We start from the raw sequence: 20463 nt of genomic DNA, 5'->3' as shown, positions 1-20463 counted from the left end.
TACGCGTCCCAGCTTAAAGCGACGTTTCCTGGATCGCGCCCGTGCTCAATGCACGTTCTATAAGTCCGTCGTCTTGCGCCTTGCGAATCGCATGGGCGATCAACTGGGCCGGCTCCTCAAGTTCCGCCTTGAGCGCGCCGAGCAGACCCGTGGCGTCGAGGATCACCAGGGTCGTCGCCGTATCGGCGGTGCTGATGAGCACGCGGCGCGTGCCGTCTTCGGCGAGACTCGCGCAGAATTGCCCCGTCTTGCCACCCACGTTGAAATCGAAGTTTTGTATCAAAGCCGGCTCCCTGTTTCGTGTGGATTAATGGATTATGTCCATGATCGACTTGCGTTGCGCCATGGCGTTTCAGCCGCCGAAGCCGCCACGCGGCGCGCGCAGTCCATCGATGGAAGCACGTCCCGCTCCCGTTACGGTCAACAGCAGGAAACCGCCGGCGATCGCCACGTTCTTCCAGAAGTGCACGACCGCATCCTGCTGCAACGCGGCCTGGGTGACGTTCCAGAAATCGTGCCCGAGTATGGCCGTAACGATCGCGTACACGGCCAGCACAAAAGCGACGAAGCGCGTGCGCACGCCAAACACGAGCGCGAGTCCGCCCAGCAGCTCGATGGCGGTGGCGACGGCTGCCGCGATCTGCGCGTAGGGCACGCCACGCGCGTGCAGGTAGCCGACGAACCCCGCGTACCCCAAGAGCTTCATGGCGCCGCCCCAGAGAAACAGTATTGCGAGCGCGAGTCGGGCGATGAAGATGATGAGGGAATCGGCGGGACGGGTCATGGAGGGCTCCGGTATGCAATAACGCAGTGACCGTGCTCGCGCCCCGCAGTTCCCCGACATCATGGATTACGTGGAGGGAAGAAGAGGAACGCAGCAAGACCGGGCCGGGCCGATGACCGGCGCATTGATTCGGACTACGATGTATGAGACAGACTATTAAGCATACCCATGCCGTGTCGCATCCGCTGCGTGTTTACCCGCAGCGGTTGTGTTCCGAATCGAAAATCCGGATGACGGGCACAATCAATGCTTATGACGCATCCCGTGGGGACGCCGACCGTCGAGCCAGCGGGTCACGCGCTGTTCGATCGAGCCCCGGCTACGACGCGAAATGACCCACGATGCCGCGCATACCAGCACCATTACGGCTGGACCCAGCAGATAAGCAGCAACCGTTTCCCTCATGGCCGTCTCCTTCGCCAACCCGCCAGACAAAGTGTGAAGTCTAGATTTTAGGCGATCAAATCTCGGCCGGTAAGCGCCCCACACGATCGTCGCATGGGTTCTTTTGCACGGTTTACTTATATCGGTGCCGGCACCGTGGATGGCGTGCCGCAGGACGGCAAGGCGACCTTTCGCGGCGGCCTGTGGTACAGCACACATGACCTCGGAGGTAATGGATGGCGTGCATCGTTTCGCTAGAATCCGCAACATGAACACGCTCGCACCCTCGGCGTTCGCACTCCCCGCGCTGTCTGCCGGCGAAGGCCGCCGCAGCGTCGGCGAACTGTTGCGCGAATGGCGCGTGCGCCGCCGCATGAGCCAGTTGCTGCTCGCCACCGAGGCCGAAATCTCGACGCGCCATCTGAGCTTTGTCGAATCGGGCCGCGCAACGCCTAGCCGGGAAATGGTGATGCATCTTGCCGAACGGCTCGACGTGCCGCTGCGTGAGCGCAACACACTGCTGGTCGCGGCGGGCTACGCGCCGCTCTATCGCGAGCGCGCCCTCGACGATCCGCACCTGGCCGCGGCGCGCGCAGCGGTCGAACTGGTGTTGCGCGGCCACGAACCTTACCCCGCGCTTGCGGTGGATCGGCACTGGAATATCGTGGCGTCGAATGGCGCGCTCGCACCGCTCGTCGGCAACGCATCGCCCGCGCTGCTGGCGGCGCCTGTGAACGCGTTGCGCCTTTCGCTGCATCCCGAGGGCATGGCGCCGCGCATCGTCAACTGGCACGCCTGGCGCGCGCATCTGCTCGCCAGGCTACAACGCCAGATCGACGCGAGCGCAGATGCCGCGCTAATGGCACTTCACGACGAACTCGCCGCCTACCCCGCACCGACGGGCGCGGCGCCCGCCTGCGTGGAATCGATCCAGCACCACATTGCCGTGCCGCTGCGCTTGCGTACCGCGCTCGGCGAGTTGTCGTTCTACGGCACCACGACAATCTTCGGCACGCCGGTCGACATCACGCTTTCCGAACTGGCCATCGAGGCATTTTTTCCCGCCGATGCGGCAACCGCCGCAGCACTGCGCACGAAACAGGATTAACAGCCTAATCACGCGAGCGATTAAACGCGTATAGCACCGGGATACCGCGCGCGCATTCGCCCCTGTTACAAAGACAAAGCGCCCGAAGCTCAATCTGTAACAGCCTGGATGTAACAGCCTCAAACCGATACGGCCCCGATAATGGGCTGCGCGAAAACCGGTCGTCTGCACCCGGTCGCTGCGTCACGCCAGACGGGGAGCGGCTCTCGGTCCGTTCATATCACGTCATGACACAATATGACGGCTGATTTCAATGCTCCCGCTTCGTTAAAACTGTTGTTTTCATGCGAATTACATATACGTGTAAACCAGCATCGGTAAAACGCGTCAACACACCGCAGATGGATACGCTCTGTCACATCTTGACAAAGCCAGTTACACAGGGTCGAAACACCTGTTACAGATTAATCCTCATATGTATTAACAATTAACTGAGTAGTTCTTACCTGTCAACGTAATTCCTTTCAAAACGTTTATTCGACATATGCTGGCGCAGCAGTCTTTCCGATTCGTTGCGCATGCATCGACCACACCCTGAAATCCCTTGTTTCATAGGCTTTTTGGCTTAACACCCGAACCCGCGAGGCGTTGTCGTCGACTGTCACAGAAGTGCCTTCAATCCGCAGAAAAAGTTACCGAAATTATTTGTAACAGCCGCATTATTTTTTTGCTGAGGGATTGATTTCTGAGATTAGTCCTCATACAATTCGCTTCAACGTGTTACGAGTTGTAACACGTTGTATCAAGAAGTCAGGCGCCACCGTGAATGAGTGGACCGACGCAAGAGCCAAAAAAGTTACAACGGCAGCAAATGCCGGGGGGTTAATCGGGGCTTCGGAAAAGAGAGAAATGGACCGTAGCAGCGAGACGCTGGATTCAATCCGCGAAATTAATTTGTCGTACCTGATGCTCGCACAGCGGATGCTGCGCGAGGACAAGCCAGTCGGGATGTTCCGTCTGGGCCTGTCGTCGGAACTGGCCGATCTGCTTTCCAATCTGTCACTCGCACAGATCGTCAAGCTGGCTGCTTCCGACCAGCTTCTTTGTCTTTTCCGCTTCGACGACCATGCCATGTTGTCCGCTCTGACGCAGACGGCCCGGCATGCCGACGTGGCGGCTACACACACGGCGATCCTGCTTGCAGGCCAGCCGGCTGTGCAATTCGCCTGAGGGACGGGTCATGACGACGAACCGCCGCAGCCTCACCGAAGACGCGCAGGAAGTTTTTCGCGCGATCGCGCTGATCGAGCTGGGTGCACGGATGCAGGTGCTGGAAAGCGAGCTTTCGCTTTCGCGCGACCGCATGATCCGCCTGTACCGCGAGATCCGCGGCGTGTCGCCGCCCAAGGGTATGCTGCCGTTCTCGGCGGACTGGTACATGACGTGGCTGGCCAACATCCACGCCTCGTTGTTCTACAACACGTACCTGTTCCTCAAGAACGAAGCGCGTTGCTCGCATCTCGACGCGCTCACCAAGGGGTTCCGGCTGTATCTGGAACACTGCCGCCACAGCGGGACCGAGCCGGTGCTCGATCTCACCCGTGCGTGGACCCTGGTGCGTTTTTTCGATGCCGATATTCTGCAGATGACGCCTTGCTGCCGTTGTGGCGGTAAGTTCGTCGCGCACAAACACGACCTGCAGCACAACGTCGTGTGTGGTGCATGCCAGCCGCCTTCGCGCGCCGGCAAGACGAAGAAGGCGGCTGCAGCGCGACGGGGCGCAGAGCAGACCGAGCGCAACCTTCCGGTGGAAACGCCGGACGGCATTGCCGAGGCTGCATAAGCGTAGGAGAGCCAAGATCCGGTCAACCGGACGCAGCAGCAAAGACTAGACGCGAAGCCGTCCGGCGCTCCACAGAGTACCGGACGGCGAAGCGCATTCGCCGCTATCTCGGCGTCAATTCTGCTTCACTTCCCGTTTCAATCCCCCGCGAAGGTCTCCCAGACCAACCACAGGTTCGCCGCCGTGATGACGGCGAAGAGCAGCCACGCGATCAGACGCGTCGGCAAGCGGTTCGCGAACTTGCCCATCAAGGCACGATCGTTCGTCATGCGGATGAGCGGCCAGAGCGCGAACGGCAGTTGCAGACTCAGCACCACCTGGCTTGCGACCAGCAACTTGCCCACCGCGCCGTTGCCCAGCCACCACACGCCGATAAAAGCCGGAATCAGCGCCAGGACGCGCGTGATGAGACGCCGCTGATAGCACGGGATCTTCATGCGCAGGAAGCCTTCCATGACGACCTGACCCGCCACGGTGCCCGTGAAGGTCGAGCTTTGCCCCGAGGCCAGCAGCGTCACGGCGAACAGCACGGCCGCCGCGCCGCTGCCGACGACCGGCGCGAGCAGCTTGTAGGCGTCCTCGATTTCGGTGACCCCGGTGTGGCCCGTCGCGTGGAAGGCCGCCGCCGCGAGAATCAGGATCGCCGCGTTGATGAGCAGCGCGAGCACCAGCGAAACAATGGTGTCGATGCGCGAAAGGCCGATCGCCTGGCCGATGCTGACTTCGTCGCGCTTCACGGCACGCGTTTGCACGATCGACGAATGCAGATAGAGGTTGTGCGGCATGACCGTCGCGCCGAGGATGCCGATGGCGAGATACAGCGGCTCCTGCGCGGCGATCGCGTGCCACGACGGCACCGCGCCCGCGAACACCGAGGGCCAGTGCGGCTTCACCAGCGCCAGCTCGATCACGTAACCCAGACCGATGGTGGCGATCAGGCCCGCCATGATCGCTTCGAGCGTGCGAAAGTTTTTGCCCTTCAGGCCGAGCACGATGATCGTGTCGAACGCGGTGAGCGCGATGCCCCACATCAGCGAGCAGCCCAGCAACAAATGAAACGCGAGCGCGCCGCCCAGCACTTCGGCCAGATCACAGGCGATGATCGCGAGTTCGGCCAGCGCCCATTGGCCCAGCACGACCGGTTTGCTGTAGCGCGAACGCGACAGTTCGGCCAGATCGCGCCCCGTGACGATGCCCAGGCGCATCGCAAGACATTGCAGCGCCATCGCGGCCAGGCTGGAGAGCACGACGACGAATAGCAGGTTGTAACCGTACTTCGAGCCGGCCTCGATATCGGTGGCCCAGTTGCCGGGGTCCATGTAACCGATCGACACCAGCAAGCCCGGTCCCGCGAATTGCAGCAGCTTCTTCCAGAACGGCGCGCGCGGCGAAACCGCCACGCTGCCTTGAACTTCGGAAGGGCAAAACGGCGCCGTCGCCGTGGTCGGTAGTCTGAACTCCAACGGTGTGATCCTCGAAGGGGTGAAGCGCGAGCGGTATGTCGTAACGTCGTATTGTTGGCGCGCGCGATCGGTCCCTCAAGTGTACAGCGTCGGCTCCGGCAGTTCGCGCGTGAGCGTGTATCGACCCACATCACGCACGCGATAGTCGAGCGGATCGTGCAGCGTGTGCACGCGCGCGTTGCGCCAGAAGCGGTCGAGCGCGAGCGCCGCGTTGGTCGCGCGCGCGCCGCAGGCGTCGAATAGCTGCTCGCCTGCGTCGAGGGCCGCGCGGTGAGCCACGATTTTCGCTTCCGAAACGGCCAGCGAGACTTCGGCGCGCGTCGCGGCGTCGAGCGCGTCGCCCTGCCCCCATGCATCGTCGAGAATCGCGGCGGCGCGATCGGCCAGTACGGCGGCGGAGAGCGCCTTGATGCGCATTTCGCCAAAACGCTGCTGGAGGTAAGGATCGTCCGCGGCGCGCTGCACGCCCGAGTTGACCCACGGACGGCCATTGGCCAGCACATAGTCGCGCGCCTCCTCCAGCGCGCCTTCCGCAAGACCGACGAACAGATTGGTCAGCACAAGCTGCGACACCAGCGTGCGCAGCGACGCGCGCGGCGTGTCGGGGCGATGCAGCACCTCGGCGGCCCGCACCTCGACGGCGTCGAACGAGACCGTGCCGCTATCGGTCTGACGCTGGCCGATGGGGTCCCAGTCGTCGTGCACGCTGATGCCCGCGCGCGTGGTCGGCACGACGGCGAACACGGGATTGCCGGTGGCCGGATCGTGCCCGCTCACGGTCATCATCTGCGATCCGGTCGTGCCCGAACAGAAACCCTTTTTGCCGTGCAAACGCCACGCGCCCTTGCCTTGCGCATCATCGGCCTGGGCGACGAGCCGCGTATCGAGCGGATTCACCGCATTGCCCCACCACCAGCGATGCTCGACCGTGCCTTGCAGCCAGTTCGCGCGCTGTGCGGCGTTGCCCCAGAGATCGACGGTCGCGACCTGCAAGAACTGGAAGCCGAGCAGATGCGCGAGCGCGCTATCGGCGCGTGCGATCGTGCGAAGGGTCTGGTACAGCGCGCCCCAGCGCGTGCCGTCCTTGCCGAACCGGCCGCCGAATTCATGCGGCACGGCCAGCGCGAGCAAACCCGCGTCGGCGATCAACTGCTTTTCGGCGGCGGCGTGACCGCCTGCCAGGTCGCGGCGCGCGGCGCTCGCGCGCAAGGTTTCGATCAGCGTGGTGAGACGTGCATCTGGACGTGTAGCGCCGTCCGTCTGCGGCGGCCATGGGTCGTTCATGCCAGGATTTCCCGAATGAGTTGCGCGGTGCCTGGGCGGGCGGTGCGGCGTGATGCAAGCGCGCGCCATCCGCTCCGGCTTCGATCGAACGATGATAGTGGCGCGCCTTCAGACGGTCTACGAACCGTTTACGCAAACGAAATCGCGGCTGGCGATATGCAGATGCATATCGGCCAGCCGCGAGGCAACAACCATTCGGCGATTAGCGCGACGCGAGCGGTACAGGCGGCGGCGCGGCATCCGGCTGCGCAGCGGGCTTCGCATCGCCCCAGCCGCCGCCTAGCGCGCGGATCAGGTTGACGGTCGCAACGGCCTGGGAGCCTTCCAGATGGCTCGCCTGCAACTGCGAAACCAGCACCGAACGCTCGCTATCGATCACGTTCAGATAGCTCACCTCGCCCTCTTCGTATTGCGTGCGCGAGAGATGCGCGGCGCGCTGCGAGGCATTCACCGCGTCGTTCTGCTCGCGGATCTGGTCGTCGAGCAGGCGCAGATCGGAGAGGTTGTCCTCGACTTCGCGGAACGCCACCAGCACCTGCTGGCGATACTGCGCGACGTCCTCGTCGTACTTCGCGCGCGCCTGCGCGAGATTGGCCTTGCGGCGGCCACCGTCGAACAGCGGCACCGTGAGCGCCGTGCCCGCGAGCGGCCCGAGAAAGAACGCGCGGCTCGACCACATGAACAGATCGCCGAGCGTGGTCGACTCGTAGCCGAACGCACCCGTGATGTCGAGCTTGGGAAAGAACGCCGATTTCGCCAGACCGACACGCGCGTTCGCGGCCGCCATTGCGCGCTCGGCGGCGGCGATGTCGGGACGGCGTTCGAGCAGCGTCGACGGCAGACCGGCCGGCACGCGCGCGGTGACGGGCACGAGCGGCGTTTGCGCGAACGTGAAGTCCGCCGGCGCCTTGCCGAGCAGGATCGCGAGGCTATGCTCCGAGGCCGCGCGCTGACGCGCCACGCCCACGGCGTCGGCGCGGGCGCTCGCGAGTTCGTTGCGCGCCTGCGAGACGTCCAGTTCGCTGATATCGCCCTCCTTGAAGCGGCGCTCGACGAGCTTGAGCGCGTCCTCGCGCAGCGTCACGGTGCGTCGGTACAGATCCATATCGGAATCGAACTGGCGCAACTGGAAGTAGTTCTGCGCAACATCGGCCTGCAGGGACAACTGCACCGAACGGAACAGCGCCTCGCTTTGCTGCGCGTCCGAGCGCGCGGCGCTCACGTTCGAACTGACGCGGCCGAACAGATCCGCTTCATAGCTCGCGGTGCCCTGCGCGCGCCAGAGCGTCTGCGTCGGCACGCTGGAATTTTGCGGCAGATACTGCGAGGCCGGCGAAGCGTGCTCGTAGGTCGGCCCGAAGCCCGCATCGAGCGACGGGAACCACGACGCGCGCGCCGCCTGCGTCACCGCCCGCGCCTGCTGCACGCGCGCGGCGGCCGCCTTCAGATCCTGGTTGGCGGCCTGCGCCTGATCTTCCAACTGGTTCAGCGTGGGGTCGCCGAACACGGTCCACCACTGGCCGCGATGCGCGTCGTCGGCGGGCTGTGCGGGCGTCCACGTACCGGTGTCGTGCGGGCCGGCGGGTTGACCCGCCTGCGTCTGCAGCGGCGCTTCCTTGAAGGCCTTCGGCACGCCTGCATCGGGCACCTTGTAGGTCGGCTCGACCGAGCACGCCGCGAGCCACGCAAACAGCGCCACACCCAGCGCGAGGCGCGTGCGGCGCCCGAAGGTACCGCTCGCACTGCCCGCGTTTTGCGAGAATGAATAGTTAGTCATCTTGATCATCCCTTCTTACGCATCCACCGTGCTCGCCGGATGGCGTGCGTTGTCCTTCTGCGCGACGTGGATCTTGCCGCCCGCGAGCGTGCGCAGCACCACGTAGAACACCGGCGTGAGCAGCAGCCCGAACGCGGTCACGCCGAGCATGCCGAAGAACACCGCGATACCCATCGCATGCCGCATTTCCGAACCCGCACCCGACGACAGCACGAGCGGCACCACACCCATGATGAATGCGATCGACGTCATCAGAATCGGGCGCAGACGCAGGCGGCTCGCTTCGATCGCGGCGGACAGCGGCGTATGGCCGTCATGTTCCAGTTCGCGGGCGAATTCCACGATCAGAATCGCGTTCTTCGACGCCAGCCCCACCAGCACCATCAAGCCGATCTGCGTGAAGATGTTGTTGTCGCCCTGCGTGAGCCACACACCCGTCAGCGCACACAGCACGCTCATCGGCACGATCAGGATCACCGCGAGCGGCAGCGTCAGACTCTCGTAGAGCGCCGCGAGCACGAGGAACACCAGCAGCACGCTGATCGGGAACACCCACACGCCCGCATTGCCCGCGAGCACCTGCTGATACGTGAGATCGGTCCATTCGAACTTCACGCCGCGCGGCAGCACTTCCGCCGCGATGCGCTCGGCCGCCGCCTGCGCCTGACCCGACGAATAACCTGGCGCCGGTCCGCCGTTGATATCGGCGGCGGTGTAGCCGTTGTAACGCACCACCATTTCGGGGCCGTACGTGGGCGTGACCGTCACGAGCGACGAGAGCGGCACCATATCGCCCACAGCATTACGCGTCTTCAGTTGCAGGATGTCGTCGGCCTTCTGGCGGAACGGCGCATCGGCCTGCACACGCACCTGATACACGCGTCCGAAGCGGTTGAAGTCGTTCACATAGAGCGAGCCGAGGTAAATCTGCATCGTGTCGAACACGTCCGTCACCGGCACGCCCAACTGCTTGGCCTTGGTGCGGTCGAGATCGACGTTGAGCTGCGGCACGTTGATCTGATAGTTCGAGAACGTCGGGCCCAACTCCGGCGTCTGCGACGCGCGCTTCACGAAGTCCTGGGTCGCGCGGTTCAGCGCTTCATAACCGAGCGCACCGTGGTCCTCCAGCTGCATCTTGAAGCCGCCGAGCGTGCCGAGGCCGAGCACCGGCGGCGGCGGGAACACCGCGATAAACGAGTCCTTGATCGCGCCATATTGCTGATTCAGCGCGCCCGCGATGGCACCCGCCGACAAGGCCTTGCCCTTGCGCTCCTTGAACGGCTTGAGCGTGACGAACACGATGCCCGCACTGGAACTATTGGTGAAGCCGTTCACCGAAAGGCCCGGGAACGCCACGGCGCTTTCCACGCCCGGTTGCTTGAGCGCGATCGCACTCATTTCGCGGATCACGCTTTCGGTACGATCGAGCGACGCGCCATTCGGCAATTGCGTGAAGGCGATCAGATATTCCTTGTCCTGCGCGGGCACGAAACCGCCCGGCACGATGCGCGCCATCAGCACGGTCGCGCCGAGCAGCACCACATAGACCACGAGCATCGCGCCCTTGCGGCGCAGCACACCGTTCACGCCGCGTCCGTAGCTTTCGGAGCCGCGATGGAAGACCTTGTTGAAGCGCTTGAAGAAGCCGCCCAGCACACGATTCATCGCCCGCGTGAGCCAGTCTTCCTTCGCATCGTGACCGCGCAGCAGCAGCGCCGACAACGCGGGCGACAGCGTAAGCGAGTTGAACGCCGAGATCACCGTAGAAATGGCGATGGTCATCGCGAACTGCTTGTAGAACTGACCCGTGAGACCGCTCATGAAGGCAAGCGGCACGAACACGGCCACCAGTGTGAGCGCGATCGCGATGATCGGCCCGCTCACTTCCTGCATGGCCTTATAGGTCGCATCGCGCGCGGACAAACCGCTTTCGATATTGCGTTCGACGTTTTCCACCACCACGATCGCATCGTCCACCACGATGCCGATTGCGAGCACCATGCCGAACAGCGAGAGCGCATTGATCGAAAATCCGAATGCCAGCAACAGCGAGAACGTCCCCACGATCGACACCGGCACGGCGATCAGCGGAATGATCGACGCACGCCACGTCTGCAGGAACACGATCACCACGATCACGACCAGCGCAATGGCTTCGAGCAGCGTGTGAACGACGGCCTCGATACTGGAGCGCACGAACTGCGTCGGGTCATAGACGATCTTGTAATCGACGCCTGCGGGCATGTCCTGCTTGAGGTCCTTCATCGCCGCGCGCACCTGCTCCGAAATCGCGAGCGAGTTCGCCCCCGGCGCCTGATTGATCGCAAGCGCCACGGCGGGCTTATTGTCGAGCAGCGAACGCAGGCCATATTCCGAAGCCGCAAGCTCGATACGCGCGATATCGCGCAGATAGGTCACACCGCCATCGGGATTGGTCTTGACGATGATGTCGCCGAATTCGCTTTCCGTGCGCAGACGCCCGCGCGCGTTCACGTTCAGCTGCAACGGCGTGCCGGGCACGCTCGGCGAGGCGCCGATCACACCGGCCGCCACCTGCACGTTCTGCTCGCGAATCGCATTGACCACGTCCTGCGCGGTGAGATTGCGCTGCGCCACTTTCTGCGGATCGAGCCAGACACGCATGGCGTAGTCGCCCGAACCCCACAACTGCACTTCGCCCACGCCCTGGATGTTCGAGAGGCGATCCTTGACGTTGAGCAGCGCGTAGTTGCGCAGATACGTCATGTCGTACTGATTGTTCGGCGAGATCAGATGCACCACCATCGTGAGCGTGGGTGAGCTCTTGATGGTCGTGATGCCCAGGCGCTGCACGTCTTCCGGCAGGCGCGGCAGCGCCTGATTCACGCGGTTCTGCACGAGCTGCGTGGCCTTGTCCGGATCGGTGCCCAGACGGAACGTGACGGTGAGCGTGAGATTGCCGTCGCTATTGGCCTGCGACTGCATGTACAGCATGTTCTCGACGCCGTTGATCTGCTCTTCGAGCGGCGCGGCTACCGCCTCGGCGATCACTTTCGGATTCGCGCCCGGGTACTGCGCGTGGACCACCACCGAGGGCGGCACGACCTCGGGGTATTCGGAGATCGGCAACTGGAACAGTGCGATCACCCCGGCCAGCAGGATCAGCACGGACAGCACGCCCGCGAAGATCGGCCGGTCGATGAAGAATTTCGATATGTTCATGGGTCGCTCTTTTGATTCGGATGACTAACTGGATGCGAGGATCGCGCAGACAGCGCACATCACAGACAAATTTCGGCTGCCTGCGAATCGCTACGCGTCAGGAAGCCTTTGCGTCCTTGGCCTGCGCCTGTGTCGCCATGGCCGATGCCGCGTCGCCGTCGGGGTCGCCGTTCATCGGCACCATATGCGAGCGCACCGCCTCGCCCGGCCGCACGCGCTGCGTGCCGTTCACGACCACGTGATCGCCTGCCTGCAGGCCATCCGTGATCACGCGCAGGTTGCCCTGCTGGCCCGCGATCTGCACGTTGCGATAAGCCACCTTGCCCGCGCCGTCGACCACATAGACGTACTTCTTGTCCTGGTCGGTACCGATTGCCGCTTCGTCGACGAGCAGCGCCGGATGCGGCGCGCTGCCGCTCACCTTGATGCGCGCATAGAGCCCCGGCACGAGCGCGCCGTCGGCGTTGTCAAAGCGCGCACGCACGCGGATCGTGCCCGACGAGGTATCCAGCCGGTTATCGACCGATTCGATCGTGCCCGAGCGCGAATAGCCCGTTTCGTTCGCGAGGCCCAGATCCACCGGCACCTTCGAGCCATCCTTCATGTGGCCGATGTAGTCGAGGTAGGTTTGCTCGTCGGCGTCGAATTCGGCGTAGATCGGCGAGACGGACACCAGCGTCGTGAGCGGCGGCGCGCTCGCGCCCGCCGACACCACGTTGCCCACGGTGATTTCCGCACGCGACACGCGGCCCGCCACGGGCGCGACGATGCGCGTGAAGCCCAGATTGATCTGCGCGGCTTCGAGCGCCGCCTGCGCGGCCTTCAGGTTGGCGCTCGCTTCGCGCGCGGCGTTCTGCTTCTCGTCGTAGTCGCGCTTTGCGATGGCGTTATCGCCAATCAGGCGTTGTGCGCGCTCCCAGTCGCTCTGCGTGTAACCCGTGCGCGCCTGCGCGGCGGCCAGTTGCGCGGCGGCCTGATCGACGGCGGCCTGATACGGGCGCGGATCGATCACGAAGAGCGTGTCGCCCTTCTTCACGAGCGCGCCGTCGCGGAAGTTCACCGAAACGATCGTGCCCGACACCTGCGGGCGCACATCGACCTTTTCGACCGCCGCAAGACGCCCCGAATAGGACTGCCAATCGGTGATGTTGCGCTTCACGACGGCGGCGACATCGACTTCGGGCGCGGGCGGCGCTTCGGCGGCGACGGCGGTATGCGTGCTCAGACGCATTGCGCCAACGGTGCCTAGCCCCGCGACGACGAGAACGGCGACCACCGCAAGCGCGATGCGCGTACGGGAATGCGAGTTAAGTGACATGGCGGGCTCCAAAAATGTAGTGAATGTTTTTTGTTCGTTGAAGACGGGCATTGGCGCGCGCAGCCTGCGCAGCAAAGAAGCGCTAGGAAGGCGTGCCGGCTTCGAAACAGCAGCGGAAAAAGCGCACCGCTTCGGCGAGCGCATCCGGATGCGCGCCAATCTGCGCGTGCGAGACGCTCGGATAACGCATCACATGCGTGCGCACGCCCGCTTCGATCAGGCGCGTCGCGTACTTTTCCGCTTCGATATGCAGTACGTCGTTTTGTGCGGTGACGATAAAAGTGGGCGGCAGCCCAGCCAGACGCGTACATTCCAGCGGCGCGGCATAGGGATGCATGCGCTGCGCCGCTTCGGGCAGATACGCGCGATAGCAGGCCGCGCATTCGCTCGCGGAAATATCGGAAGCGAGGCGCGCTTCGTCGCCCAGGCGCGTGAGGCTCGGGTCGAGCATCGGCGCGAATAACGCCTGGGCCGCCAGCTTCACATCGCCGCGATCACGTCCGATGAAAGCGAGCACGTTGGCGATCTGACCGCCCGCGTCGTGCCCCGCCGCGACAATACGCTTCGTGCTGCCGCCAAAAGCGCGCGCCCGCGTGAGCACCCAAAGCGCCGCGCGATGCGCATCTTCAGGCGCGGCCGGAAACGGAAACTGCGGCGCGAGCGAATAACCCACCGAAACCACCAGCGCCGGTAAGCGTTCTGCGAAAAACCGGCTGGCCGCCTCGGCGTCGTCGAGCGTCCCGCGCACGAAGCCGCCGCCATGAAAATAGAGCAGTACCGGCAGATTGCTCGCGCCCTGCGGACGATAAAGCCGCAGCACGATATCCTGCGCGTGGCCTTCGATCGTCACCTCGCTCACGTCGATGGCGGTCGTGGCGCGGGCCTTTGGCGCGGGCGCGGCTGCCATCGCAACGCGAGCGCGAGCAGCGGGCGCGGCCTCGGGGGCCACGTCGGCCCCGCTCTGATCGGCGATCGTCCACGGCGTCGAGCGTTTGAAAGCATCCATATCGGAACGGCGCAAAGCGCGAAAGTAAATTCGAATGATGCGAATTGTGGGTTCGGCAGACTTGCAAATAAATGCCTATAATCCGGCAACACAATTCGGCGCACCTGAACAATGTGTTTCCTTTAGTCGCCCGCAGTGCTTCAGTCAGCGCCGCGCGGCGTGCGCCCGATGTCTTTTGGAGAATGGCAATGGACCGCCTTCAGGCCATGCAGGTGTTCACCCGCGTCGTGGACACCAACAGCTTCACCCGCGCCGCCGAAACGCTCGACATGCCGCGCGCTTCGGTCACGACGATCATTCAGAATCTCGAAGCGTTTCTTGGCGTGCGCCTCATGCACCGCACCACGCGCCGCCTTTCGCTCACGCCCGACGGCGCCGCGTATTACGAGCGCTGCGTGCGCATTCTTGCCGACGTCGAAGAAACCGAGACCACGTTCCAGGATCGCAACCGCAAGCCGCACGGCAAATTGCGCATCGACATGCCGGGTTCGATCGGGCGCCTGATCGTGATTCCGTCGCTGAGCGAATTCCATACGCGCTACCCGGATATCGACCTGCAACTGGGTTTGACGGACCGCCCGGTCGATCTGCTGCAGGAAGGCGTGGATTGCGTGGTGCGCGTGGGCGCGCTGCAGGATTCGTCGCTGGTCGCGCGCCGTATCGGCCTGTTCGAAGGCGTGTCGTGCGCGGCGCCCGCGTATCTGGAGCGCCACGGCACGCCGACCACGTTCGAGGAACTGGCCGAGCATCGCGCCGTGAATTATTTTTCGAGCCGCACGGGCCGCGTGATCGACTGGGCGTTTCTGGTGGACGGCAAGGAAGTCGAGGTCAAGCTCAAGAGCATGGTCTCGGTCAACGATGCGGACGCCTATGTCACGTGCGGCATCGAAGGCTTCGGCCTGATTCAGGCGCCGCGCTACATGGTGCTGCCGCATCTGAAATCGGGCCAGTTGGTCGAGGTGCTGCCCGACTTCAAGCCGCTGCCGATGCCGATTTCGGCGGTGTATCCGCATAGCCGCCATCTCTCGCCGAAGGTGCGCGTGTTTGTGGACTGGATCGCGGAAGTGTTCGACCGTTGCCCGCTGCTTTCGGGCCGCGCCTCGCTCGACAAGACCTGCACTTTGCGCACGCTGGAAGAGCGCGAATCGGCGCCGAATCTGGAAACGCCGGTTATTACGGAGTGGGCGGCTTAAAACCTGCTGACGTTTTTCGTCTGCTTTTTCGAAGCATATCGCGGGGCTCTGGCCCCGCTGAATCGCGCGCCGTGCAACGATTTGCCGGCGCGCGATTGCATTTTTCCGTGCGCTTTAATTCGGATTGTTCCGGAATTTCGACAATTGCTTTCGCGTTCAAGGCGTTTATCACACACGCCCATTTACCTACATTTGCACCTGTCGCCGCAGCGCCCGATTCAAACATCGGCACTCGCGGCACCACAACACAGGAGCAGATCATGAAACGCACTCTCGCAACCACCCTCGGCGCCACACTTATCGTCACGCTCGCTGCCAGTGCATCGGCTTTCGCCGGCGGCATCGGCCGCGCGGGGACATATGGTCCGCAAAGCGACTCACAAGCCAGCACGCAGACCACGGCGCCAGTCGCTCAAGTGCCGCGTGACGACAACAGCGCACCGAAGAGCCGCGCGCAGGTCAAGGCGGAAATCGTCGAGGCTTATCGTAACGGCACGCTGCCCGCGATGAACAAGACGAGCTACCCCGATCAAAGCCTGATCGGCCGCACGCAAGCGGAACGTATCGCGCTGCAGGAAGGCCGCGCCAACGATACGACCCGCGTGGCGCGTGCCGGCGAATAAAGCCGCTTCCGGCCAGGAAAATCGACCCACCTTTTTCGATAAGGATGCCGAATCATGATTCCTCAATCGTCTGAACTCGACAACTGGGACAACACCACGCCCGTGTGGACGCCGTTCCGGCATTGAGCGCCAGGAAGGGCGCCAGAAAGCGATAAGGCCCGGCGGTCTCTGAAACTGCCGGGCCTTGTCGCTGTTTCAGCGCTTCACAAAATCCGGCTCGAAAAACACCCAGCGCACCACGGGAAAGCGCGCCTGCAAATCGGCTTCGATTTCATTGATCGCTTCGACCATGGTGCGGCTGTGCTCGTAGTCGAGCATCTCGCACTGCACCGCCACCATCACCTCCTTACCCCATTGCAGGGTGATCAGGCTGATGATGCTGCGAATCTCGGGCCGGGCGCGCAAATGCGCTTCGATATCGCGGCGCATTTCGGGGCTTGCCGATTCGCCCACGATCATCGACTTCACTTCGCGCGCGATGAACCACGCGATGGCCATCAGCAGCACGCCAATCGCTATCGAGCCGCACGCGTCCCAAACGGGATTGCCCGTGATGACCGTGAGCAACACGGCGGCGAAGGCAATCGCCAGCCCTGCCAGCGCGGCAATATCTTCGCCCGCCACGACCAGCAGATCGGAATCGCGTGTTTCGCGCGCCCAACGCCACAGCGATTTCGTCGGCGAGCCTTTGCGTATTTCCTTCATCGCGCCGTAAAGCGAAAACGCCTCCAGCGCCACGGAAATGCCGAGCACGCCCAGCGCGACATACACGTATTGCAGCGGCTCGCGCAAAATCAGCCGGTGAATGCCCTCGTACACCGAGAACGCGCCGCCCACAAAAAACAGCAGCAGCGCCACGAGCAGCGAATAAAAGTTGATCGCGCGGCCTGTGCCCATCGGGTGCAGCGGTGTGGGCGACTCGCGCGACTGACGCAGGCCGAACAGCAGCAGCAACTGATTGCCGCAGTCGGCCGTCGAGTGAATTGCCTCGGCGAACATCGAGCCCGAGCCCGTGAACGCCGCCGCGCCGAACTTGCAGACCGCGATGCCGGCATTGGCCGCCAGCGCGTAGAAAATGGCTTTCGGCGACTCTGCGCTCATACGACCTCGACTCGCGCGGAACCTTCGATCATGTCTCCGATCACGCACGCGGACGCGAAGCCATCGGCATGGAACAGCGCAAGCACCGCGTCCACGTCTTGCGGCGCGCAGGCGACCAGCAGGCCACCCGACGTCTGCGGATCGGTCAGCAGGGTGCGCGCGCTCTCGGGCAGTTGCGGCGCGAGCGTCACGCCGTCGCCATACGAGGCCCAGTTGCGGCCCGACGCGCCCGTATAGACGCCCTGCTCGACGAAGGCCTCGACGCCCGGCAGCCACGGCAAAGCGGCATAGCGCACGCGCGCCGTCAGGCCCGCCCCGCGCGCGATTTCCAGCGTGTGGCCAAGCAGACCGAAGCCGGTCACGTCGGTCATTGCGTGCACGCCTTCGCGTTCCGCGAGCGGCGCGCCCGGTTTGTTGAGCATGGTTGCGGCGTCGACCATCGCCTTGTAGCCCGCGGCGTCCAGCAGGTCCTTCTTGAGCGCGGCGGACAGCACGCCCACGCCCAGCGGCTTGCCCAGCACGAGCACGTCGCCCGCGCGCGCCGATGCATTGCGCTTGACGCGCTCGGGATGCACCACGCCCAGCGCGGCCAAGCCGTAAATCGGCTCGACCGAGTCGATCGAATGGCCACCCGCGACGGGAATGCCCGCCGCCGCGCAGACGTCCTCGCCGCCGCGCAGCACCTGCGCGATGACCTCGTGCGGCAGCACGTTGATCGGCATGCCGACGAGCGCCAGCGCGAGAATGGGCTTGCCGCCCATCGCGTAGACATCCGAAAGCGCATTGGTCGCGGCGATGCGGCCGAAGTCGTAGGGATCGTCGACGATCGGCATGAAGAAGTCGGTGGTCGCGACGATGGCCTGCTCGTCGTTGAGCTTGTAGACGGCGGCGTCGTCGGCGGTCTCGGTGCCCACCAGCAGGTTCGGGAAGGCGGCGGTGAGCGGTGTGGCGCGCGCGAGCAGCGCGGAGAGCACGCCCGGCGCGATCTTGCAGCCGCAGCCGCCGCCGTGCGAAAGGCTCGTGAGGCGCGGCGCCGAAGGAGTCGACGCCAGGCGATCTGGATCGTTCATATGCGGGAATCGTTCCGAATGGGGCGAAAGGGGGAGAAAACGGGCGAAAAACGTCCCTTATTATGGAGCAATCGACGCGCGACGCTTTCTAGCGCGGCGCGGCGAGCAACGGCCCCGCTCAGCCCGCGCCTTGGCTGCCGTGAGCGTGCATGACACCGCTCGGCCCAAATGCGGTGCAAACCGCCTCCACGAGCCATTGCGGATCGTCATGCGGCAGATCGTGGCCGGCCCACGGATGCTCGCGCCATGCCGCGCCCCATGCACTCGCGAGGCGTGCCGAACACGCCGGATCGACCAGTCGATCCGCCTGCGAGGACAGCACCAGCGTCGGGCAGCGCGGCACGCCTCGCGCGGTGTAGCGCGCCGCCGCCAGCAACTGACGTATGGCATTGGGGCGGCTCACCGGCGCACCCGCACGGATCGCGCGCCACGCGGCCAGGTCGGCGGCGAGCGTGTCGCGGCGCGCGCAGGTGCGGCTATGGATCATCGCCTCGGCGATGCAATCGTCGCCGCGCGCGCGCCAATGCCATGCCGCGCACAGCAGCGCGGGCCACGCGGCGGGCCGCAGGCGCTCGTAGAAACGGCTATAGGGCCGCATACTCGTGTTGATGAGCACGAGCTGCGCGATCTCATCGGGATGGCGCTGCGCCCACGCCGTCGCGACCATACCGCCCAGCGACATCGCCAGCACCTTGTAAGGCCCGCGTGCGCCCAGACGCTGCGCCTCGGCGCGCACGGCATCCACGTAATCCTCGACCGCCAGCGGCGAACGCACGTGCGCGAGCGTACCGTTGCCCGGCAGATCGACCGGCAGCACCGCACCGCAACGCTGCGCGAGCAGCGGCGCGAACGCGCCCCAGTGGCGCGACTCGCGCGTGAGACCGCGCAACAGGATCCACGGGGCGCTCATGTGCCGGGCGCGCGCGGATCGCGATACCAGTGGTTGATCGCGCTTTGCAGCACCTGCTGGCGCGCCGTCCCCGCGGGCAGCCAGCGCGCCGAGGAAAATGCGGCGCGCGTGAGGAATTCGAACAGGTTCGCGTGACGCCGCAACACGCGCGCCGTGCGGTGCTGCATCACCGGATTGAACATGCCCTGGCGCGAGAACAATTGGCGCGGATTTTTCTTGATCCACAGCCACGAGCCGAGTTCGAGCGTAAGCGGCAGAAACACGTTGCCGGCGGGCGCCCGGTCATACGCGCAATCCCAGAGATCGCCGTGCAGCAGGTATTGATGGCTCTGCGGCTCGAAGGCGTAGCCATGGTGAGGGTGCGCGCGCTCGAACATGGTCTTGAGCACGTACATCTCAGGCAGATGACGCATGAGCTGGCGCGTGCGCGCGTAGGGGAACCAGATGCTGTCTTGCCAGCCGTAGCCCGAGTGGCAATCGAGCGCGAAAGCCAGCGGACGATGCGCGAGTTCTTCGTCGACGATCTTGAGCAGCGCGCTCGCCTCGGTTTCCATGGCCGCGCCGCGCCGCCCGCGATACCACGGCAGCCACGAGCCCACCCGCTGGCCGCCCGCCAGAAAAGGCACGCGTTCGTCGGCGTCCTGCGGCGCGTTGCGCATGAGGTCGACGCCGTTCGGATTCGCCCGCGTGGCGAGCCACATGCCGCCAGGATTGACGATCGGCATCATCACGAGCCGCACCGATTCGAGCTGGCGCATCAGCAGTTCGTCCCACGCGAGACGCCCCACCAGCGCGCGCATGTAATCGAGCACGAGTTGCGAGCCGATGCGCTCAAGTCCATGAATGCCGCCGAAAAAGCCGATTGCGGGCGCCGCCGGATCGCGCGAGCCGACCGAAGCCACGTAGAGCGAGAACGGCCGCCCGCGCACTTCGACATCACCCGCGCTGCGAATATCGAACCAGCGCGCGCCGGCATCGAGGAGCGTTTTCAGGTCCTCGTATTCCGCGAAGCTGTCGGGCAGGAAGCTATACATAACGCGATATATGTACGGTGGGAGCGGCTGAAACCCTTACCCGGCGTGGGCACGCACGCAGTCTGCCTTATGTTTGTTGCCGTTGCGCGGACAATGATGTGGCGCTAATTATTGTTTGTCGGTGGCCTGCTGAACGGTTTCGGGCAAGTTTATGTGCTGGCCGTCGGCGCTTTAGCGAGCGTGCTTACAAACCTTGCTACGCGGCGTTCGCGTGATGCGACGCCAAACAATTGCTTTCGAGGCCAGTCGGCAACCAGAGCATCCTTTGGTCGCGCGACTCTCGCGTCATCCGATGTTCAAACGCGATACTCAAACGTACAGAGTGCCGCGCGGAATGCGGTTCCAACAAAGCGGAAATTATCAGCAATGGCGCGAGCGTAGTGCGTTAATCAGGAAAAATTACGCATAATAGATTTCTAATTTT

Annotated in this window: 17 protein-coding genes; 5 read left to right on the top strand and 12 right to left on the bottom strand. The window is 64.1% G+C overall.

The genetic code is table 11. The features are described 5' to 3' along the window. Positions 1 to 13: 13 nt before the first annotated feature. Together B0G62_RS05065 and B0G62_RS05060 are read right to left on the bottom strand one after the other, a co-directional pair. Positions 14 to 283, bottom strand: coding sequence for a hypothetical protein (locus B0G62_RS05065; protein WP_103703092.1), 270 nt, complete (start codon positions 281 to 283; stop codon positions 14 to 16). A gap of 69 nt (positions 284 to 352) precedes the next feature. After that, complete coding sequence (locus B0G62_RS05060) at positions 353 to 784, bottom strand: DoxX family protein (RefSeq protein ID WP_103703091.1); 432 nt, start codon at positions 782 to 784, stop codon at positions 353 to 355. A gap of 652 nt (positions 785 to 1436) precedes the next feature. Here B0G62_RS05060 and B0G62_RS05055 point away from each other — a divergent pair. The 3 genes from B0G62_RS05055 (at position 1437) to flhC (ending at position 4059) form a co-directional block, all read left to right on the top strand. Further along, positions 1437 to 2276: a helix-turn-helix domain-containing protein gene (locus tag B0G62_RS05055; RefSeq protein ID WP_103703090.1), complete on the top strand. Its 840-nt coding sequence runs from the start codon at positions 1437 to 1439 to the stop codon at positions 2274 to 2276. An 849-nt stretch (positions 2277 to 3125) separates the two neighbouring features. Further along, entirely contained in the window at positions 3126 to 3446 is a 321-nt protein-coding gene (gene flhD, locus B0G62_RS05050; RefSeq protein ID WP_103703089.1) for a flagellar transcriptional regulator FlhD, read from the top strand. 10 nt (positions 3447 to 3456) lie between these two features. Further along, positions 3457 to 4059, top strand: a complete 603-nt coding sequence (flhC, locus tag B0G62_RS05045; protein ID WP_103703088.1) for a flagellar transcriptional regulator FlhC — start codon at positions 3457 to 3459, stop codon at positions 4057 to 4059. A 137-nt stretch (positions 4060 to 4196) separates the two neighbouring features. Here the strand turns inward: flhC and B0G62_RS05040 are convergent, their stop codons facing one another. The 6 genes from B0G62_RS05040 to B0G62_RS05015 form a co-directional block, all read right to left on the bottom strand. Continuing rightward, complete coding sequence (locus tag B0G62_RS05040; protein WP_103703087.1) at positions 4197 to 5522, bottom strand: Nramp family divalent metal transporter; 1326 nt, start codon at positions 5520 to 5522, stop codon at positions 4197 to 4199. A 75-nt stretch (positions 5523 to 5597) separates the two neighbouring features. Continuing rightward, on the bottom strand, positions 5598 to 6806 hold the full coding sequence (locus B0G62_RS05035) for an acyl-CoA dehydrogenase family protein (protein WP_103703086.1): 1209 nt from the start codon (positions 6804 to 6806) through the stop codon (positions 5598 to 5600). Between the two features lie 202 nt (positions 6807 to 7008). Then, the gene (locus B0G62_RS05030) at positions 7009 to 8583 is read right to left on the bottom strand and encodes an efflux transporter outer membrane subunit (RefSeq protein ID WP_103703629.1); all 1575 of its coding nucleotides are present in this window, start codon (positions 8581 to 8583) and stop codon (positions 7009 to 7011) included. A 15-nt stretch (positions 8584 to 8598) separates the two neighbouring features. Next, entirely contained in the window at positions 8599 to 11784 is a 3186-nt protein-coding gene (locus B0G62_RS05025) for an efflux RND transporter permease subunit (protein ID WP_103703085.1), read from the bottom strand. A gap of 97 nt (positions 11785 to 11881) precedes the next feature. Beyond that, a complete protein-coding gene (locus B0G62_RS05020) occupies positions 11882 to 13102 on the bottom strand; it encodes an efflux RND transporter periplasmic adaptor subunit (protein ID WP_103703084.1) in 1221 nt (406 codons plus the stop codon). An 82-nt stretch (positions 13103 to 13184) separates the two neighbouring features. Next, positions 13185 to 14009: an alpha/beta hydrolase gene (locus tag B0G62_RS05015; RefSeq protein ID WP_103703628.1), complete on the bottom strand. Its 825-nt coding sequence runs from the start codon at positions 14007 to 14009 to the stop codon at positions 13185 to 13187. Between the two features lie 287 nt (positions 14010 to 14296). Between B0G62_RS05015 and B0G62_RS05010 the strand changes: the two genes are divergently transcribed. Beyond that, positions 14297 to 15301 carry a LysR family transcriptional regulator gene (locus B0G62_RS05010; protein ID WP_103703083.1) on the top strand — a complete coding sequence of 335 codons (1005 nt, stop codon included), beginning with the start codon at positions 14297 to 14299 and terminating at the stop codon, positions 15299 to 15301. A 260-nt stretch (positions 15302 to 15561) separates the two neighbouring features. Beyond that, positions 15562 to 15924 carry a DUF4148 domain-containing protein gene (locus B0G62_RS05005; protein WP_103703082.1) on the top strand — a complete coding sequence of 121 codons (363 nt, stop codon included), beginning with the start codon at positions 15562 to 15564 and terminating at the stop codon, positions 15922 to 15924. Between the two features lie 195 nt (positions 15925 to 16119). On the opposite strand, the gene B0G62_RS05000 is transcribed toward B0G62_RS05005, so the two are convergent. The 4 genes from B0G62_RS05000 to B0G62_RS04985 form a co-directional block, all read right to left on the bottom strand. Further along, positions 16120 to 17025, bottom strand: coding sequence for a cation diffusion facilitator family transporter (locus tag B0G62_RS05000; RefSeq protein ID WP_103703081.1), 906 nt, complete (start codon positions 17023 to 17025; stop codon positions 16120 to 16122). After that, entirely contained in the window at positions 17022 to 18095 is a 1074-nt protein-coding gene (gene selD, locus B0G62_RS04995) for a selenide, water dikinase SelD (RefSeq protein WP_103703080.1), read from the bottom strand. The genes B0G62_RS05000 and selD overlap by 4 nt, the downstream gene beginning before the upstream one ends. Positions 18096 to 18213: 118 nt before the next feature. After that, entirely contained in the window at positions 18214 to 19005 is a 792-nt protein-coding gene (locus B0G62_RS04990) for an alpha/beta fold hydrolase (RefSeq protein ID WP_103703079.1), read from the bottom strand. Beyond that, a complete protein-coding gene (locus B0G62_RS04985) occupies positions 19002 to 20039 on the bottom strand; it encodes a M14 family zinc carboxypeptidase (RefSeq protein WP_103703078.1) in 1038 nt (345 codons plus the stop codon). The genes B0G62_RS04990 and B0G62_RS04985 overlap by 4 nt, the downstream gene beginning before the upstream one ends. Between the last annotated feature and the right edge of the window lie 424 nt (positions 20040 to 20463).

This window comes from Paraburkholderia eburnea, assembly GCF_002917095.1.
Lineage (GTDB): Bacteria > Pseudomonadota > Gammaproteobacteria > Burkholderiales > Burkholderiaceae > Paraburkholderia > Paraburkholderia eburnea.
The sequence above is the reverse complement of the archived record's forward strand: the minus strand, read 5'-3'. Positions and strand labels throughout refer to the sequence as shown.

Coding starts and splice junctions, on each gene's coding strand:
- B0G62_RS05060 (WP_103703091.1), bottom strand. CDS start 784: ATGACCCGTCCCGCCGATTCCCTCATCATCTTCATCGCCCGACTCGCG.
- B0G62_RS05055 (WP_103703090.1), top strand. CDS start 1,437: ATGAACACGCTCGCACCCTCGGCGTTCGCACTCCCCGCGCTGTCTGCC.
- flhD (WP_103703089.1), top strand. CDS start 3,126: ATGGACCGTAGCAGCGAGACGCTGGATTCAATCCGCGAAATTAATTTG.
- flhC (WP_103703088.1), top strand. CDS start 3,457: ATGACGACGAACCGCCGCAGCCTCACCGAAGACGCGCAGGAAGTTTTT.
- B0G62_RS05035 (WP_103703086.1), bottom strand. CDS start 6,806: ATGAACGACCCATGGCCGCCGCAGACGGACGGCGCTACACGTCCAGAT.
- B0G62_RS05030 (WP_103703629.1), bottom strand. CDS start 8,583: ATGACTAACTATTCATTCTCGCAAAACGCGGGCAGTGCGAGCGGTACC.
- B0G62_RS05025 (WP_103703085.1), bottom strand. CDS start 11,784: ATGAACATATCGAAATTCTTCATCGACCGGCCGATCTTCGCGGGCGTG.
- B0G62_RS05020 (WP_103703084.1), bottom strand. CDS start 13,102: ATGTCACTTAACTCGCATTCCCGTACGCGCATCGCGCTTGCGGTGGTC.
- B0G62_RS05015 (WP_103703628.1), bottom strand. CDS start 14,009: ATGGCAGCCGCGCCCGCGCCAAAGGCCCGCGCCACGACCGCCATCGAC.
- B0G62_RS05010 (WP_103703083.1), top strand. CDS start 14,297: ATGGACCGCCTTCAGGCCATGCAGGTGTTCACCCGCGTCGTGGACACC.
- B0G62_RS05005 (WP_103703082.1), top strand. CDS start 15,562: ATGAAACGCACTCTCGCAACCACCCTCGGCGCCACACTTATCGTCACG.
- B0G62_RS05000 (WP_103703081.1), bottom strand. CDS start 17,025: ATGAGCGCAGAGTCGCCGAAAGCCATTTTCTACGCGCTGGCGGCCAAT.
- selD (WP_103703080.1), bottom strand. CDS start 18,095: ATGAACGATCCAGATCGCCTGGCGTCGACTCCTTCGGCGCCGCGCCTC.
- B0G62_RS04990 (WP_103703079.1), bottom strand. CDS start 19,005: ATGAGCGCCCCGTGGATCCTGTTGCGCGGTCTCACGCGCGAGTCGCGC.
- B0G62_RS04985 (WP_103703078.1), bottom strand. CDS start 20,039: ATGTATAGCTTCCTGCCCGACAGCTTCGCGGAATACGAGGACCTGAAA.